A 16,529-nucleotide genomic window follows, 5' to 3' on the forward strand; every position below is an offset into this window, starting at 1 on the left:
CTCTGGCGGTTCGTTGCAGCTCGCTCGTTGTGGCCCTTCGCCGCTGAATACCGTCAACCAAGCGGGCAAGAAAAGTGCGCTGCATCGCTCAGTTGTGCGGCCAAGTCACATCGAATGGCGGGAATTAGCCACGATTCGCCTCGTTTTTTGATTGGCACTCCGCATGCTCTGACTTCTTACAACACTACGGAGGCAGAGATGAAAAAAATAATACTGGCGACCGACGGTTCGGCGCACTCTGAGCAAGCGGCCACCTTTCTTTCGCAACTTCCCCATGACAATCCGATCGAACTAACCGTTGTTTCGGCATTGGATTTATCAGGCACGTATGCTGATTCAGCGACCGGGGATTGGACCGATACCGATGTCTCACGGGCAACCGCCAAGGCCAAGGAGGCATTCGAGGTAGTCACGGCGATCTTTAGCGATGCGAATGTTTCGTTGAAACACATCATTCGCGTCGGTCACCCTGCCGAGACAATCATCGGGGTGGCAAATGAAACGAGCCCAGAGCTATTGGTGGTCGGCGCGAAAGGCCATACCACCGTTGAGCGAATCTTGCTGGGAAGTACCAGTGACTATGTCGCCACTCACGCGCCATGTAGCGTGTTGGTCGTGCGAGCAACTGAGCCGAACGAAGCGAAACATCGATTGCGAGTAGCGATCGGCTACGACGACACAGGGCCAGCTCAAGCAGCGGTCGAAGAATTTGCCGAATTCCAGTGGGGCGATAGTATCCAGGTCCGGTTGGTCACGATTGCGTACCGTCCAGACTACGACGACTACCCCTACGAAACGCCGTCGTCGGAGTCGGTCGAAAACGCAGCCAAGCAAATTGAGAGCATCGCGCCTGACACGAAAGGCTGTGTAATTGAAAGTGGTCACATCGGCGAAGGCATGGTCCGATTCGTAGAAGCGAATGATGTGAATTTGTTGATGATTGGCGAAACACCGCGCACGCGTCTAAGTCGAATGTTGATGGGGAGCAAGACAAGGTACGTGCTGCGTCACGCCCCGTGCAGTGTTTGGATCACAAGGAATCGCATGATTCATGGCATTCCCAAGTCAGCGTCCGTTCAAGAAGCCGAAGAGATCACTCTTGAGTCGCCTTGAGTGGACGGGCGTTGCGGTCTTTGAGAACCGTTGCAGTCTTTGAGAACATTGTTGGCAAGAAGAAGTTTGCGCATTTCCCTTGGCTTGCCATGTCGGGATCACAACCGCAATTCCGTGTTGGTGATTGTCCATTGGTGCACGCGAATTTCCGACAAGGAGGGACACTATCTCAAACTGAAAATTTGTCGATGAATCAGTTTTTGCCGCCACTGCTTGGCGGCAATTGTTATTCTCACGAATACGACGTTTCGTCTCTTCTCAAACCAGGAACACGTAATGGGTTTTCATTTGCAGACTGATTTCGGCGGTCTTCCTTTAGCGTCGCCGATTGTCGTGGGGGCTTGTCCGATGGCGATGCAAGAGCAGTCGCGGGCGGCGATGCAAGCGGCAGGCGCGGGGGCGATTGTGTTGCCATCGTTGTTCGAGGAACAGGTGATCCTGTGGGCGCTGAACAGCGGCCGTATCGTGACGCCGAAAGAGCAAAAGATTCTCTCTCGCGCCAGTCAGACAAGGCACAATTGGGCATGCGACAACGCAGAGTCCTATCTGGCGTTGGTGAACCGCGCAAGTTCGCAGCAGTCCATTCCGATCATCGCCAGTTTGAATGGGTTCACCGCGGGAGGATGGACGGATTTTGCTGGCGAGTTAGAAGAAGCAGGGGCCGCCGCAATTGAGCTGAATGTGCATCATTCACGAGCGAGAGAGTATGCGAGTTCGCAGGAGATCGAAGCGACGATTCTAAATACCGTTCGCGAGGTCAATGCAGCAATTACGATTCCGTTGTTTGTCAAACTTGGTCGCAATTTCACCAGTGTTCCGCATCTGGCATGCCAGCTGTTGTCAGGGGCTCAGGGTTTGATTCTGCACGGTCGTGCGCCCAGCGTCGACATCTGTTTGGATAGCCTGCGGCTTGTTAGTCGGTGGATGCTTAGCAAGGAGTGCGACGATGTCGAGGGTTTGGACATGTTGATGCAAGTGCACGGCTATTGTCCCGCGATGCCATTGGCTGCGGGGGGAGGTATTTCGCAGCCGGATCAGTTGATCAAATCATTGCTCGCTGGCGCGGATGTGGCCATGGTCACGTCTGCAATCTACCGCAACGGCCCTGATGTGATTCGCACGCTACTGGACGGTTTGACGGTCTTCATGGAACAGCATCACATTCAGGATTTGCGACAATTGCAAACACAGCGCCCGCTTGAATTTACCAACGACGAAGACCGGGCCGCTTATATTGCCGCGTTAACGGCTCATCACGACGAATCCCCTGTCCCGGCAACACTGCACTGCGATCGCTGGGGGCACCCCACCGCGTAGACCACGGGGCGAATTGGCTGCCGAGCCCGTGTTTGCGTTCTGAAAATCGAACGTTTGTTCTGCAACGGATTTCATTGGTCTTTGCCGCCAGCGTGCCGCGCCGTCTCCGATGAGAAGCACATTCAATATGGCAACGAAATACGCCTCCAGCAGGCTCTGCGTGTTGCTGTGCCACTTGGTCAGACTGTTGGTCTGAATTGGGTATTGAATCCATCCACCAAGGCTCAATGTCATTGCACTTGGCAATTCTTGCTGGCTGGGCGGAAACTTTGATGAAATGTGCCCCTGAATGCGCAGAGGCAGGATCCGGTATTTCAGTTACAATATCATTGCACTTCGCGTGTCCCGCCTGATTTCCCCTGCCTCCATCATCACTCTCGATGAACATATCTTTGCCAAGTCGCATTGCGGCCGTCGGTTTTTTGATTGTTTGCGCAACCCTTTCTGTTTCGCCGATCCATGCTGTGCAGCCATCAAAAGACGAATTGGATTTTTTTGAATCCAAAATTAGGCCGCTACTGATCGATCATTGTTACGAATGCCATTCGACCGAGTCGGGCGAATCGGAAGGCGATCTGCTAGTTGATAGCGCCGCTGCGATACGGCGCGGTGGAGCCGGGGGGCCGCTGATCGGCGGACGTGACGCGGACAAGACGATGTTGATGCGAGTGATCCGCTACGACGATCGCAATTTGCAGATGCCCCCCGATAACAAGCTTTCGGATGAATCGATCGGATTGATTCAGCGTTGGATCGAAATGGGCGCGCCGGATCCACGCCAAGAAAATTCAGTAGAGACGACATCTTCACCACTGGATCGTGATCCCGCGACACACTGGGCATTTGTGGCACCTGAACGCGCGGTCATGATCCCAGATGCGAATCAAGGCGACCACGATTTAGTTGACGCGTTTGCGGCCGCCCGCGCTACGGAGGCCCAAGTTGATCTCGCAGCAGAAGCGCCGGGTGAGACGCTAGTTCGACGATTGTGTTTTGATCTCACAGGGCTTCCGCCAACCAAACAGCAGGTGGATTCGTTTGTTGGATCGGATGCGCCGGAAGCGTACACTCGTTTGGTCGACCGCCTGCTTGCTTCACCAGCCTTTGGCGAACGCTTTGGACGTCACTGGATGGACGTCGCAAGGTATGCCGACACAGTGGGCTATGCGTTGGGCGGAAAGGAACGTCGGATCAAAGGAAGCGATCGTTTTCGAGACTGGACGATACATGCCTTTGCCACCGACATGCCCTACAGCGAAATGATTCGGCACCAGCTTGCCGGCGATCGGACCGATCCGGAGAATAAGTCGGGCAATCTGGATGCGATGGGGTTTCTTACCATCGGTCGACGCTTTCTGAATCGCTACGACACTTGGGATGATCGCATTGATGTGATCACGCGCGGATTGCAAGGTATGACCGTTGCCTGTGCACGATGCCACGATCACAAGTTTGATCCGATTCCCGCTTCAGACTACTACTCGTTGCTGGGTGTCATGCAAAGCAGCAGTGAGAAAGCCGATGGGCCAAGTCCGTTGATGATGGTCGACAAGGACCCGCATGACACACACGTTTTGCTTCGCGGCCAGCCTGGAAACCGTGGCCCTATGGCGCCACGGCAGTTCTTGACATCGTTGCGGAAACCGGACGAACCGAAGTTTGACGATGGTAGCGGCCGCTTGCAGTTGGCCGACCGGATTGCCGATCCGACCAATCCATTGACGGCACGAGTCATGGTGAATCGCATTTGGGCACAACTGATCGGAAAGCCGTTGGTCGATTCGCCAAGTGACTTTGGGTTTCGAACGGAGCCGCCTGCGATCCCGGAGATCCTGGATGATCTATCCGCCGACTTTGCGTCGCATTGGAGTGTAAAACGACTGGTGCGTCGCATCGTGATGACACGAATCTATCGCCAATCGTCCACGTCCAGTGATGCCGTGCAAAGATCCGACCCAGAGAATCGTCTGCTAACGCGAGCCAATACGCGTCGACGAGATTTTGAATCGATGCGTGATGCGCTGTTGATGGTTTCAGGTTCGCTTGATCGTCAAATGGGAGGCGAGCCGGTCGAAATTACGATGTCCACGCCGGTGCCACGTCGGTCGGTGTATGCAATGATCGATCGACAGAACTTGCCTTCGCTCTTTCGCACGTTTGATTTCGCCAGTCCCGATGCTCATTCGCCGATGCGGTACTTTACGACAGTACCGCAACAGGCTCTCTATTTGCTGAATGATCGTCAGACGAGCGAGCTGGCACGGCGTGCATCGATGGCGATAGGGCGGGAAGCCAAATCAAGTGATCTCGACGATAGGATCCGCACCGCTTACCGCCAGATTCTGCAGCGTGCTCCTGAATCGAATGAAATCGCGTTGATGCGAGAATTTCTCGTTTCGCCGGTCTCGCCGCTTCTAGCGACCGCTGACCCAAGGTCTCGTTGGTCGTATGGCATTGGGGATGTGAACGATGACTTTTCGGTTAAGAAATTCGTGGCCTTCAAAGTTTTTGCAAAGGGACGGTGGCAAGCCAGCGGAGTGTTCCCTAGCAAAGACGCCAACGGTTATGTCAGCTTGGGCAAAGAGGGCGGGCACCCGGGAAATTCCAAGGGGCAAAGCGCTGTCCGGCGCTGGCGTGCACCAGCGAGTGGAACACTGCGAGTGATCGGCCAGATGGGGCACCGCGGTGAGAAGGGCGACGGCATCCAAGCGACCATGTTGGTTCATGGACGATCGATTTTTACTGAAAAACAAGTTCGCAATAATCGTCCTTTTGGACCTCTGGTTGCCCAAGTCCAGGAAGGCCAGTTTGTCGATTTTGTAGCGTCACCCGGCAAAGACTCGTCGTACGATTCGTTTTTCTGGCGTTCACGGATCAAGCTGACTGGCAGTGATGGACGCGTCTATGAAGCCGATAGCGTCAAAGATTTCAGTGGTCCGATCGACACCGATTCGAACAAGCAGCTAGATCGGCTGGCGCAGTTGGTTCAAGTCCTGATGATCAGTAACGAATTCGCGTTTGTTGACTAGCTTTTATTATGAATCCTTCTAATACAAATATGAATCGCCGCGACCTGCTGCGTCTTTGCGGGACAGGGCTTGGCTCGATCGCACTGAGCGACATGCTTGGACGCGAAGCCGCGCACGGCGCTGTACCGACGCATTTTCCACCGCGTGCAAAGTACGTCATTCACTTGTTCATGAACGGTGGTCCCAGTCACGTTGATACGTTTGACTACAAGCCGGAATTGCAAAAGTTTGACGGCAAGACGGCACCGACCAAGAATCTTAAGACCGAGCGTCCGACTGGCAACGTGATGGGGTCGCCGTTTAAATTTCAGCAGTACGGTGAAAGCGGGTTTCATGTCAGCGAACTGTTTTCAAAAACGGCTGCGCACATCGATGATCTGTGTTTGATCCATTCAATGCGAGCAGACGTTCCCAACCATGAACCGTCCTTGATGTTGATGAACACAGGGGAGTCACGCTTGGTTCGCCCCAGCGTCGGTTCCTGGCTCACTTACGGCCTGGGCACGGAAAACGACAACCTTCCTGGTTTCGTGACGATGTGCCCCGGCGGGTATCCGATCAAAGAATCGCAGAATTGGCAGAACGGTTTTCTTCCGGGAAAGTACCAAGCCACCTACATCGATTCGAGTCACGAACGCGTCGAAAAACTGATCGACAATATCCGTCCGACGGCGGTCGGTCCCGTTGATCAGCGGCAGCAGTTGGATTTGCTCAACAAAATCAATCAGCAGCACCTGAAGCAGCGTCCGCATGATCCCCGACTGGAATCGCGAATCGAATCGTTCGAGCTGGCCTACCGAATGCAAAGTGAAGCCGCCGAAGCATTTGACGTGTCACGTGAGACTGAGGAAACGTTGCGACTTTATGGCGACGGCGATTTTGCCAGACAGACCTTAATTTCGCGGCGACTGGTGGAGCGTGGCGTGCGCTATGTGCAGCTCTACACGGGGGCTGGTCAGCCATGGGACAATCACGACGACTTGGCGACTGGGCACGCCAAACTCGCCAAGAAAGTTGACCAGCCGATCGCAGCACTGTTATCGGATCTGAAGCGGTTAGGCTTGTTTGACGAAACTTTGGTCATCTGGGGTGGCGAGTTTGGACGCACGCCCGTTGTTGAAATGCCCAAGAAAGGAAGCAACCAGGGCAAGATGAATGGACGTGACCACAACCACTGGGGATTCACCATGTGGATGGCCGGTGGCGGTACCAAGGGCGGCCAGAAAATTGGAGCGACCGACGAAATTGGTTTTCAAGCAGTCGAAGATCGGGTGCATGTGCATGATCTGCACGCAACGATTTTGCGATTGATGGGCTTCGATCACGAGCGTTTAACCTATCGATACGCGGGACGTGACTTTCGGCTGACGGATGTGCACGGCCGCGTCGTCGATAAGGTCCTTGCCTAGCAGTGCGTGATCGATCCAGGCGTCTTGGGATCGAGATGCTGGACGAACGTGATGCGCACACCAACTTGCTGTATTCTTGTGGACGCGATTCGAGTCGATAGCGATTCAATCGCCGTTCAAAATTAAATCAAGAGATGCCCCTAGGGAAAAGTGTGATGCGACATTCCGTTCGTTTTTTGTTTTCATTTGCGATTCTTTTGGCTTCGGCAAGCTTGGTGGTCGCGAGTGATGCGGGCCGCTTGCCAGATATCGTTGTTTACTTGGCGGATGATTTGTCAGCATCGGACCTGTCCCTTTATGGCGGAAACAATATTGAAACCCCGGCCATCGATCGATTGGCCGCAGACGGGATGACTTTTAATCGGTCCTTTGTGGCTAGCCCGTCGTGTGCCGTCAGCCGCGCAGCGCTTTTGACCGGGTTGATGCCGGCTCGCAACGGTGCCGAGGAGAATCACACGTACCCACATGAAGACGTGCTCCGATTGCCAAAAATTTTCAACGAACTGGGGTACCAGACCGCTGCGTTTGGAAAGGTCGCTCACCAGCGTAGTGCTCCGGCGTATCATTTCGACACGTACGATTTGAAAAAGGAGATTTCAGAGCTGCGGGTTTCGGTTGAAGAGTTTCTAGAAAACCGCACTGACAAACGGCCACTAGCATTGTTTGTCGGAGTGTCCGATCCCCATGTGCCATGGCCTAACGAATCGACAGTTGATCCAGAGGCGATGTCGATGCCAGTGCAGTTGCTCGATACTCCTCGCACTCGTGTACAGCGTTCCCGGTATTTGCAGGAGGTCAAAAACCTTGATGCGTACTTGGGTGAGCTTCGCGAGATAACGGACAAGTATTTGTCGAAGGACCAGCTGTTTGTTTTTTCGAGCGACCACGGCGCCCAGTTCCCGTTTGGCAAGTGGACGCTTTACGACGAAGGCATCCGTGTGCCATTGATCGTGGCTCGTTCAGGAAAAATCAAAGCGGGCGCGCGGACCGATGCGATGGTTAGCTGGATCGACCTTTTGCCAACGCTGATCGACGTCAGCGGAGGCGACGTGCCGAAGGATTTGGATGGAAGTTCTTTTGCAAAGGTTCTCAGCGGCGAATCCGATTCGCATCGGAAGCGAATATTTACTACTCACAGTGGCGATTTGATGATGAACGTTTACCTTAGTCGCAGCGTTCGCACGGATCGATTCAAGTTGATTTGGAACCCGCATCCTGAGTTTGCATTCACAACCCACATCGATCTGCTGTTGCGAGAAACCTCGGGCGACTACTTCAAGCAGTGGATCGCCGCCGCGAAAACCGATAGGCACGCGGCATCCGTTCTCGCTCGCTACTACGGTCGTGCTGAGTACGAGCTATTTGATTTGCAAAAAGATCCCCGCGAACTGAATAATCTTGCGGGCACGGCAGATCTGGTGGGCGTCCAGCAAGACCTGGAAAGAGAGCTGAAGGCTTGGATCGATAAACAGGGCGATCAACTGACCGTTTTTCACGAACCGCTGCTCTTAAGTGCACCCCAAACCTGGGTGGCTCGAAAGAAGAAGAAACGCTAGAGAGCGACAGGTCGAACGACGGTGTCGTTGTCAATTTCTTGTCAGACAGCATTTACATCGATGACGACGCGGCCCTGGACTTGGCCTTGGAGAATCTGCTCAGCGAGATCCGCAATGTCGGCCAGGCGGCCTGGTCGGATCATTGCATCAAGTTTTTCCATCGGTAGGTTGCTGGCGATTCGCTGCCAAGCCCTTATTCGTTTGGGAGTGGGGTGCAGCACCGTGTCGATTCCCAGCAAGTTGACGCCGCGCAGTAGGAACGGAATCACCGAGGCAGGCAATGACGCGCCTCCCGCTAGACCAACTGCGGCGACCGAAGCTCCGTACTTCATTTGGCCCAACACGCGTGCAAGCATCTCGCCACCGACCGCGTCAACACAGCCCGCCCACGTTTCCGATTCCAGAGGTCGTTTGGCGACAGTGTCGATTTCGTTTCGCTGAATGATTCGAGTGGCCCCAAGTGACTTCAGGTAGTCCTCTGTCTCGGGGCGACCCGTCACGGCGACTACTGCAAAGCCAAGGTTGCCTAGCAGTGCGGTTGCGATGGAGCCCACTCCGCCGGCAGCTCCGGTCACAAGCACTTCGCCCTGGCTTGGGTTCATTCCGTGGTCTTCCAGGGCGATCACAGCCAGCCCCGCCGCCAATCCAGCCGTGCCAATCGCCATCGCTTGTTTCGTCGTAAGACCGTCCGGCAATGGGACGAGCCAATCCGCATTGACGCGAGCTTTCTGGGAATAACCGCCCCAATGTGTTTCGCCCACGCGCCATCCGGTCAAGACAACTTTGTCGCCCGGTTTGTATCGAGAATCATCGGATGTTTCGACGGTTCCTGCAAAGTCGATGCCCGGAACGTGAGGATAGTTGCGAACCAACTGACTGTTTGCCTGCATGCACAATCCGTCTTTGTAATTGACGGTGGTGTATTCGACAGCGACCGTCACGTTGCCGGCAGGCAAGCGATCGAGGCCTATCTCCTGCACTGAGGCGGAAGCCCCGGAGTCGCTGCTTTTGTCGAGCACAATTGCTTGGAAGGTCACGGCTAATCTCGTTGGATAAAGGTGATTAGAAAACTGAGCGGGGAAAGTCTCGCAAGAAAATCTGTGCGGGGAAATCTCCGCTGGGGGAATTGATTTCACTGCAAATCATTTGCGATGGTTGGCAACTGTTAGCAAGTTCGTCGAACTATGCTCTACCTTTCTACACAATCTTACCGATGCTGCGACCACCTTCGAGAGTCCGGTGGGTTGCTCTTCGACTTTCGGCATTAATACGCGAAAGAAATTCGCTGGACGTCCAACGAATCTTGCCCTGGTCAAACCAGTCAGCGATGCGGCCAGGCAAGTGGTGCTGTCGAATCATGTCAGGTGTTTGGAGCAGCGATCCGGCAAACACTGACTCCCTGGCAAACGAGGCCGCCTTGGTTTTCATACCGCCTTGCGAGAGCGGTTGTTACGAGTTCCACGTTCATCAGTGAATAAGGATCGTCGATTGGTGAGCAATGCGTCAGTGCAATAGCTTTTGTCGTTTAGCTTTCCTATCGATCATTGCCAGCTCTGGTGTTGGCGGCCTGCCGCGTCAGCAAAGTGGCGTTCCTTGTCCGCTGCGACATTGCCGATGCCCTGTAGTGATTGCTCAAGAGCGCTGGGCAAGTTTTTGTCGCCGAGCCAGATTTCGGAGCCGAACGATTTTGCTTTGCTGGGTGTTCGAGCCAATTCGACTACTTCGTCTTGACCAACCACCTGAATGGTAGCTTTCTGATTTCGTCTACGCCGATGTCAGCTAGGACGCTTTCTCAATTGAACTGCACTGGTCCCCTTCCCAACCGGACTCCGGTTCAAGGTTATCTTGGCAGACGCGAGCCGTTGTCCAGTCTATGCCGATGCGAGATTGGGTCGCTGAAATGGGCTCTGTGTCTTGTTGCTCAGGCTGTCACGGGAGGCTTTTCGGTCACGACGGCGCGCCTACGTCGCTCGAGCCATTCGTTAATGGTGGGGGCGTCGATACCCTGCGATCGAAGCACGTGTTCGGCCATCGCAAGCCCCGGGGCATCGTCTCGTTCGATTACTGGCTGCATGCCAAGTTCTGCGATTTCGGCGGCCGCCGTCTCGTTGTTGACCGAAGTGAATCGCGTCAGGTTGGGGAATTGTTCGCGTACGATTGGCATGACCGCTTTGGCGCGATCGAATCGAACGCTGGTAATGACGATTGACGCCCGTTCGCTCATCGACATTGTGTGCGCAAGTCGTATGTCACTCAAGTCTCCAAAAGTGACTTGAAAGCCGTCCACGCTTGCTTGGTTGAACCGCTCAAAATCGTTGTCGATTGCTTCGTATCGAATGTTGTGAGCTTCCAGTGCGTTTGCGACCGTACGCCCAATTGTTCCCATGCCGAAAATTACAACGGGCGCGATCGTTTCGATACGGGTGGTTTCGGTTTCCGGGACCGGTTTCGACGAACGCTTCTTGACGGCTCGTGCAAGTCGACTGCCGAGCTCCGCGACGGTGGGAGTGAGAGCCAGTGAGATAGCGACGCCAATAAAGACGACGCCGACTGCTTGCTCGCCAAACGCGGATCGAACTGCTGGAATGGAAACGATTACAAAAACGAATTCGCTTCCTTGGGCCAGCATGAAACCTAGCTGAAGCGAACCCGGCACCGACCATCCCACCACCTTGGCCGAAGCCGAGATCGCTGCTGCTTTGATTGCGATGGTGACGCCAGTGAAAATCAGGATTTGCCACCAGCTACCAAGCAAAATATGCCAGTCCAGTGTCATCCCGATCGAGATAAAGAAGAACGCCAGCAGCAAGTCGCGAAACGGTTTCGCCTCGGTACGAATGAGATGACGAAAGGGAGTTTCCGAAAGCATCATTCCGCCCAGGAACGCGCCCAGAGTCAACGAGAGTCCGGCAGCGCCACTGGCCGATGCGGTCGCCAAAACGATCAGCAATGCGATCGCAGTAAAGATCTCTTCGTTCTTGGTTCGCGACACTGCGGCAAACAAAGGCCGCAAAGCAACTCGCCCGAGCATAATTGCCAATGCAAGTGCGGCTAGACCTTTGGTGGCTGCCAGCACAATTGTAATCGGCAGGCTCGTGACGACTGACGGTTCGTCGCCTCCGGACAATGATGCGGCAAGGATAAGCAGAAAGATCGCAAACACGTCTTGAAAGATCAGTACCGCTGTCGACGTTTGCCCCACGGGGCACGTGACCTGATTTCTTTCGGCCAGCGTTGGTTGGACAACGGCCGTTGATGAAAGAGCCAACGCACCGCCGACAATCAACGCGATCTCCAGCGAGAAACCGAATGCGATGGCGATCCCGGCAAATGCGGCAGTGCACAGCGCAATTTGGATGGGGCCGAGCCCGAAGATATCACGCCGAACTTCCCAGATATGCCGGACGGAGAAATGCAATCCAATATCGAACAGCAGAAAGACAACGCCCAGTTCAGCTAGTAGGTGAACCGATTCGCTCTCGTGAATGAGACCCAGGGCGTGTTCGCCAATCAGCAATCCGCCGATCATGTACCCGACGATCGGGCTAAGTCCAATGCGTCGCATGCAAACGATTGACACGATTCCGATGACCAACAACAAGATTGCCGGGACCAGTGCAGCAGCTTGTTCCATAGCGATTTGGTGGGTGATGCAGGCGGTCAGCCTGTCAGTTCAATGGGGGCGGTGGTGTGCGACCAACTGTGAATCGTCAGCACATTGCCAATCGGAAGAGTCCGATCAATAGGTCCGTCGAGGGTTTTAACACTTTGTGAGAGGTCACTCACAAAATGGTTTCTACACTTCGGCCAGTTCTGCTTCGCGGCTGAGGAACTGATGAACGCAAGTGATCGCCAGGGCTCCGTCGCCTACCGCGAACGCGCATCGTTTGGTGGTGCCGCTTCGCACATCGCCCGACGCGAACACGCCTGGCGTGGAGGTTTCGAGTTCACATGGTGGTGTGGTGGAGGGCCACTTTTCGTGATCGCGTATTGTTGGTCCGGTTAGCACAAAGCCGCGATCATCCAGTGCCACCGAATCAGGCAACCACTCGGTGTGGGGTTTTGCACCAACAAAGATGAACGCCGCACCACACTCAACACGTTCTTGTTGGTTAGTTTGATTGTTGCGAATTTCAACGGTTTCCAGGCTTGCGTCGCCGGAAAGGCCGCTGATTTCTACGTGGTGGACGACTTCGATATTCGATGTGTTTTCGATTCGCGTAGCCAAGTAGCTGGACATCGATTTGCGCAGATCACTGCCGCGCAAAAGTACTCGGACTTGCTTTGAATGCTGGGAAAGAAACATGGCAGCTTGGCCAGCCGAATTTCCGCCGCCGACGACAATTGCTGTCGAATCTTGGCAGACGCGTGCTTCGACCGAAGTTGCTGAGTAGTAGATGCCGATCCCTTCGTATTGCTCGCACTCCGGGAGCGGAAGCCGGCGGTAGGAAGCTCCCGTCGCGATCAAAACCGATTTGGTGCGAACCGATTGGCCTGTGCAAAACTTGAGGACATGATTGCCACTCTCGTCACGTGACATCGACAGCACAGACACGGGGGCGGTGAATTCAGCACCGAATTTCAGTGCCTGCAGGTATCCCTGATTGGCCAGGTCGGTTCCTGAGATGCCCGAGGGAAATCCCATGTAGTTTTCGATCCGAGAGCTTTGCCCGGCTTGTCCACCAGGACCAACGCGATCGACGACCAGAGTGCGTAGCCCTTCGGAGGCCCCATAGACAGCGGCCGCTAACCCGGACGGTCCAGCACCGACAATGATCACGTCATAGACTTCGTCGGGGATCTTTCGCGAGATACCAAGGCACTCCGCAACTTTCGCAAGCGATGGCTTTCGCACGACATTCTCGCCACAGGCCAGGATCGGTGTGTCGGAATCGGTCGCGTCAAATTCGGACAGCAATTGCTTGCCTTCGTCTGACTCAGCCTCGAACAAAGTGTGCACCACTTTGTTTTTGTAAAAGAACTCCCGCAGTCGCATGGTTTCTTTGGAGCCAGACGAACCGATTAGACGAATGCCGAGGAAGCCCGAATCTTCTAGCATTTGTCGGCGAGCTTGAAACGCTGTCAGCAGCTTGTCGCTCAGCGTGGGAATCTCGCCCAGCATCTTACGAATGCGACAGGCCGTGATCTCAATGGTCCGGCAATCTCCCCGAGCCACAGCGGCAACGTTGGCCGGGCGCCCGGTAAGCATCGCTTCGTCGCCGGTAAACGCATTCGCTTTATGCGTCAGCAATTCGCGCGCCTGTCCGCCGGACTTGTCCAGGATCACAACGTCCCCTGACAGGATCGCAAAGAACGAATAGTCCTTCTGTCCGCTTTCAAAAAGTGATTCCCCGTCCGCGAACTCTCGTGCGCTCCCAATCTGCTCCAGTTCCGTCATCTCGCGTTCGGTCAGTAATGGAAAGGCAACGCGGTCGGCTAGTTCGTTCGACATCAAAAATTCCGTGGTCTGAAACGCCATCATCGGGAGTGCATTTTGCAGCACGCAGATTCTAGCACTGCGTGCATGAGTTCCGAACGGTGGTGGCTTGCGATTCCAGTGACGTTGTCAACCGTTGGCGCCGCATGCGGCTGCTATTTATTGATGCGTAATTGCAGCAATTCACTGCCTTTTTTGCGGGATTTGCGATCAGCCTGCGTCTTTGTTCACAGAGATCATCGGCCCTTGGAAAACCGGGGCTTCTAGCCACACGGCTATTATGAATACTAAACGTACGATCTCCCGGCGTTTCGTCGATCCACAAGCAAGCGTTTTCATGAATCAAATCATCGACACGACGTCCCCGACTGACAATTTTCTGCGTGATGTTCAGCATGGTTTGTCGCAATCGCAAAAAACTTTGCCCTGCAAGTATTTGTATGACGAACGCGGGTCGGAACTATTCGACGCGATCTGCGAAACCGGCGAGTACTATCCCACGCGAACCGAGCTCGACATCATGCAGCGGAATGCTGAATCGATCTCCTATCAAATTGGAACCCGTGTCATGTTGGTCGAATATGGCAGCGGCAGCAGTATCAAGACGCGGATTTTGCTGGACGCGTTGGACTCGCCGGTGGCCTACGTGCCCGTCGATATTTCCGAGGACCACCTGCTAAGAACCGCCGCTGAGTTACAAGCGACGTACCCCGATACCGAGATACTGCCGGTCGTTGCGGACTTTACACAGCCGTTTTCGTTGCCGCGATCCGATCAGGCGTATTCTCACGTGGCGTTGTACTTTCCTGGTTCTACGATCGGTAATTTTACTCCCGCGGCGGCGGGGGATTTGCTGAAAAACATGTCGTCGATGCTTGGCCCTCAAGGAGGCTTGTTGATCGGGATTGATTTGCAGAAAGACGTCTCCACTATCGAAGCTGCTTACAACGACAAGTCCGGCATCACGGCGGAATTTAACCTGAATCTGCTTGCGAGAATCAATGCAGAACTGAGCGGTGATTTTCGGCTCGACAACTTCCGGCATCGAGCAGTCTACAACCCGAAAGAGCATCGCATCGAAATTTCACTCGTTAGTCAATGCGATCAGTCCGTGCGTATCGGTTCCACGACATTCCGATTCGATCAAGATGAGGCAATTCTGACGGAGTATTCGCACAAGTATACGATCGATGATTTCGCGGAGTTTGCGTCGCAATTTGGTTTTTCACTTCACAAACACTGGACTGACGACGACGGATATTTCGGTGTGATGCATTTGGTTCTCGACCATACCTCACCTTCGTCGTTTGGCCCGTGATCGCAAAGGTGCTATTCCTATGGCGTAAGCCACACCCGCTTTTGTTCAGTTTCCCATTCAAGTATGACTCTCGACTCTATCACCGACGATTTTCGCTCCGCACGAAGTTTCACTGAGCGGCTTGTTGCGCCTCTGTCGGCCGAAGACTGCTTGGTCCAGTCGATGGACGATGTCAGTCCTACTCGCTGGCACCTTGCGCACACGACCTGGTTCTTTGAAACGTTCGTGCTGTGTGAACAACCCGGCTACGAGGCGTTTGATCCGCAGTTTAATTTTTTATTTAACTCGTACTACAACACGATTGGAGCGCAGTATCCTCGCGGCCAAAGGGGGCTGATATCGCGGCCGGGCAGAGAGCAGATTTTGGCGTATCGCAAGCACGTTGATCAACAACTATTGCAGCGACTGGAATGCTCGCAGTTTGCCGCCAAGTATCGACCGCTGATCGAAGTTGGCATTCAGCACGAACAACAACATCAGGAGTTAATCCTGACCGACATCAAGCACGTTCTGTCGTGCAATCCGACGTGGCCCAAGTATCAGGATCTGCCCGTAGACACGGCAAAGCAAACGGCACGAGACGCACCGATCACGATCGACGAAGGTCTTTACGAGATCGGTCACACGGGATCGGGGTTTTCGTTTGACAACGAATCGCCATGTCATCGTGTCTTTTTGCCCGCCAGTTCGCTGGAGTCTCGATTGGTCACCTGCGGCGAGTATCGAGAGTTTATCGACGCAGGCGGATACGAGCGGCCGGAGTACTGGCTTTCGATGGGCTGGTCCGCGGTTAATCAAAATCAGTGGCAGGGGCCGATGTACTGGATGTCAGTCGACGATCAAACGATGCAGTTTACGCTCGCTGGACTTTGCCCGCTTGATCTGGACGCGCCGGTGACGCACGTCAGCTTCTTTGAAGCCGATGCCTATGCACGCTGGCGTGGCAAACGGTTGCCCACCGAGTTTGAATGGGAAGTGGCTGCTTCACGTGCGCCCTTGGGAAACGAGGAACCGTTTGTCGATTGGTTTGTCGATCGTGATTTAGCGATCCATCCCACTCGGTCGCCGAGTGGTTTTTGCGGCAGCGTTTGGCAATGGACGGCCAGCAACTATTTGGGTTATCCAGGCTACCAGCCGGCTAGGGGCGCAGTGGGGGAATACAGCGGAAAATTTATGTGTGACCAACATGTGCTGCGCGGCGGCAGTGTTGCGACGCACAGCAGCCACATTCGCCCCACCTATCGCAACTTTTTCCCCGCAGCCACGCGATGGCAGTTTTCTGGGATTCGGCTCGCCGAATAGCGTCTACCGCGGTGGCAGCCTTTGCAAACCGGCGGACTCGGTCGCAGT

The 16,529-nt window shown here is 54.5% G+C and carries 11 protein-coding genes; 7 read left to right on the plus strand and 4 right to left on the minus strand.

The window, feature by feature from the left end:
* The first annotated feature begins 198 nt into the window (after positions 1–198).
* The 5 genes from K239x_RS08130 to K239x_RS08150 all read left to right on the plus strand — a co-directional run bounded on the left by K239x_RS08130 (position 199) and on the right by K239x_RS08150 (position 8,424).
* On the plus strand, positions 199–1,113 hold the full coding sequence (locus K239x_RS08130) for a universal stress protein (protein WP_145417349.1): 915 nt from the start codon (positions 199–201) through the stop codon (positions 1,111–1,113).
* A 276-nt stretch (positions 1,114–1,389) separates the two neighbouring features.
* Positions 1,390–2,430 carry a dihydroorotate dehydrogenase-like protein gene (locus K239x_RS08135; protein WP_145417350.1) on the plus strand — a complete coding sequence of 347 codons (1,041 nt, stop codon included), beginning with the start codon at positions 1,390–1,392 and terminating at the stop codon, positions 2,428–2,430.
* A gap of 380 nt (positions 2,431–2,810) precedes the next feature.
* The gene (locus K239x_RS08140; RefSeq protein ID WP_145417351.1) at positions 2,811–5,459 is read left to right on the plus strand and encodes a PSD1 and planctomycete cytochrome C domain-containing protein; all 2,649 of its coding nucleotides are present in this window, start codon (positions 2,811–2,813) and stop codon (positions 5,457–5,459) included.
* A gap of 8 nt (positions 5,460–5,467) precedes the next feature.
* Complete coding sequence (locus K239x_RS08145; protein ID WP_145417352.1) at positions 5,468–6,868, plus strand: DUF1501 domain-containing protein; 1,401 nt, start codon at positions 5,468–5,470, stop codon at positions 6,866–6,868.
* Between the two features lie 155 nt (positions 6,869–7,023).
* Positions 7,024–8,424, plus strand: coding sequence for a sulfatase family protein (locus K239x_RS08150; RefSeq protein ID WP_145417353.1), 1,401 nt, complete (start codon positions 7,024–7,026; stop codon positions 8,422–8,424).
* 41 nt (positions 8,425–8,465) lie between these two features.
* Here the strand turns inward: K239x_RS08150 and K239x_RS08155 are convergent, their stop codons facing one another.
* The 4 genes from K239x_RS08155 to K239x_RS08170 form a co-directional block, all read right to left on the minus strand.
* Entirely contained in the window at positions 8,466–9,461 is a 996-nt protein-coding gene (locus tag K239x_RS08155; protein WP_145417354.1) for an MDR family oxidoreductase, read from the minus strand.
* Positions 9,462–9,621: 160 nt separating this feature from the next.
* Positions 9,622–9,852 carry an MDR/zinc-dependent alcohol dehydrogenase-like family protein gene (locus tag K239x_RS08160; RefSeq protein ID WP_145417355.1) on the minus strand — a complete coding sequence of 77 codons (231 nt, stop codon included), beginning with the start codon at positions 9,850–9,852 and terminating at the stop codon, positions 9,622–9,624.
* A gap of 493 nt (positions 9,853–10,345) precedes the next feature.
* A complete protein-coding gene (locus K239x_RS08165; RefSeq protein ID WP_145417356.1) occupies positions 10,346–12,058 on the minus strand; it encodes a cation:proton antiporter domain-containing protein in 1,713 nt (570 codons plus the stop codon).
* Between the two features lie 162 nt (positions 12,059–12,220).
* Positions 12,221–13,876, minus strand: a complete 1,656-nt coding sequence (locus K239x_RS08170; RefSeq protein ID WP_145417357.1) for an FAD-dependent oxidoreductase — start codon at positions 13,874–13,876, stop codon at positions 12,221–12,223.
* A gap of 322 nt (positions 13,877–14,198) precedes the next feature.
* Between K239x_RS08170 and egtD the strand changes: the two genes are divergently transcribed.
* Entirely contained in the window at positions 14,199–15,179 is a 981-nt protein-coding gene (gene egtD, locus K239x_RS08175) for an L-histidine N(alpha)-methyltransferase (protein ID WP_145417358.1), read from the plus strand.
* A gap of 63 nt (positions 15,180–15,242) precedes the next feature.
* Positions 15,243–16,481, plus strand: coding sequence for an ergothioneine biosynthesis protein EgtB (egtB, locus tag K239x_RS08180; RefSeq protein WP_145417359.1), 1,239 nt, complete (start codon positions 15,243–15,245; stop codon positions 16,479–16,481).
* Positions 16,482–16,529: the final 48 nt, after the last annotated feature.

Source organism: Stieleria marina (assembly GCA_007741555.1).
GTDB lineage: Bacteria > Planctomycetota > Planctomycetia > Pirellulales > Pirellulaceae > K23-9.

Coding starts and splice junctions, on each gene's coding strand:
- egtD (WP_145417358.1), top strand. CDS start 14,199: ATGAATCAAATCATCGACACGACGTCCCCGACTGACAATTTTCTGCGT.
- K239x_RS08145 (WP_145417352.1), top strand. CDS start 5,468: ATGAATCCTTCTAATACAAATATGAATCGCCGCGACCTGCTGCGTCTT.
- K239x_RS08160 (WP_145417355.1), bottom strand. CDS start 9,852: ATGAAAACCAAGGCGGCCTCGTTTGCCAGGGAGTCAGTGTTTGCCGGA.
- K239x_RS08140 (WP_145417351.1), top strand. CDS start 2,811: ATGAACATATCTTTGCCAAGTCGCATTGCGGCCGTCGGTTTTTTGATT.
- K239x_RS08135 (WP_145417350.1), top strand. CDS start 1,390: ATGGGTTTTCATTTGCAGACTGATTTCGGCGGTCTTCCTTTAGCGTCG.
- K239x_RS08165 (WP_145417356.1), bottom strand. CDS start 12,058: ATGGAACAAGCTGCTGCACTGGTCCCGGCAATCTTGTTGTTGGTCATC.
- K239x_RS08130 (WP_145417349.1), top strand. CDS start 199: ATGAAAAAAATAATACTGGCGACCGACGGTTCGGCGCACTCTGAGCAA.
- egtB (WP_145417359.1), top strand. CDS start 15,243: ATGACTCTCGACTCTATCACCGACGATTTTCGCTCCGCACGAAGTTTC.
- K239x_RS08170 (WP_145417357.1), bottom strand. CDS start 13,876: ATGTCGAACGAACTAGCCGACCGCGTTGCCTTTCCATTACTGACCGAA.
- K239x_RS08150 (WP_145417353.1), top strand. CDS start 7,024: ATGCGACATTCCGTTCGTTTTTTGTTTTCATTTGCGATTCTTTTGGCT.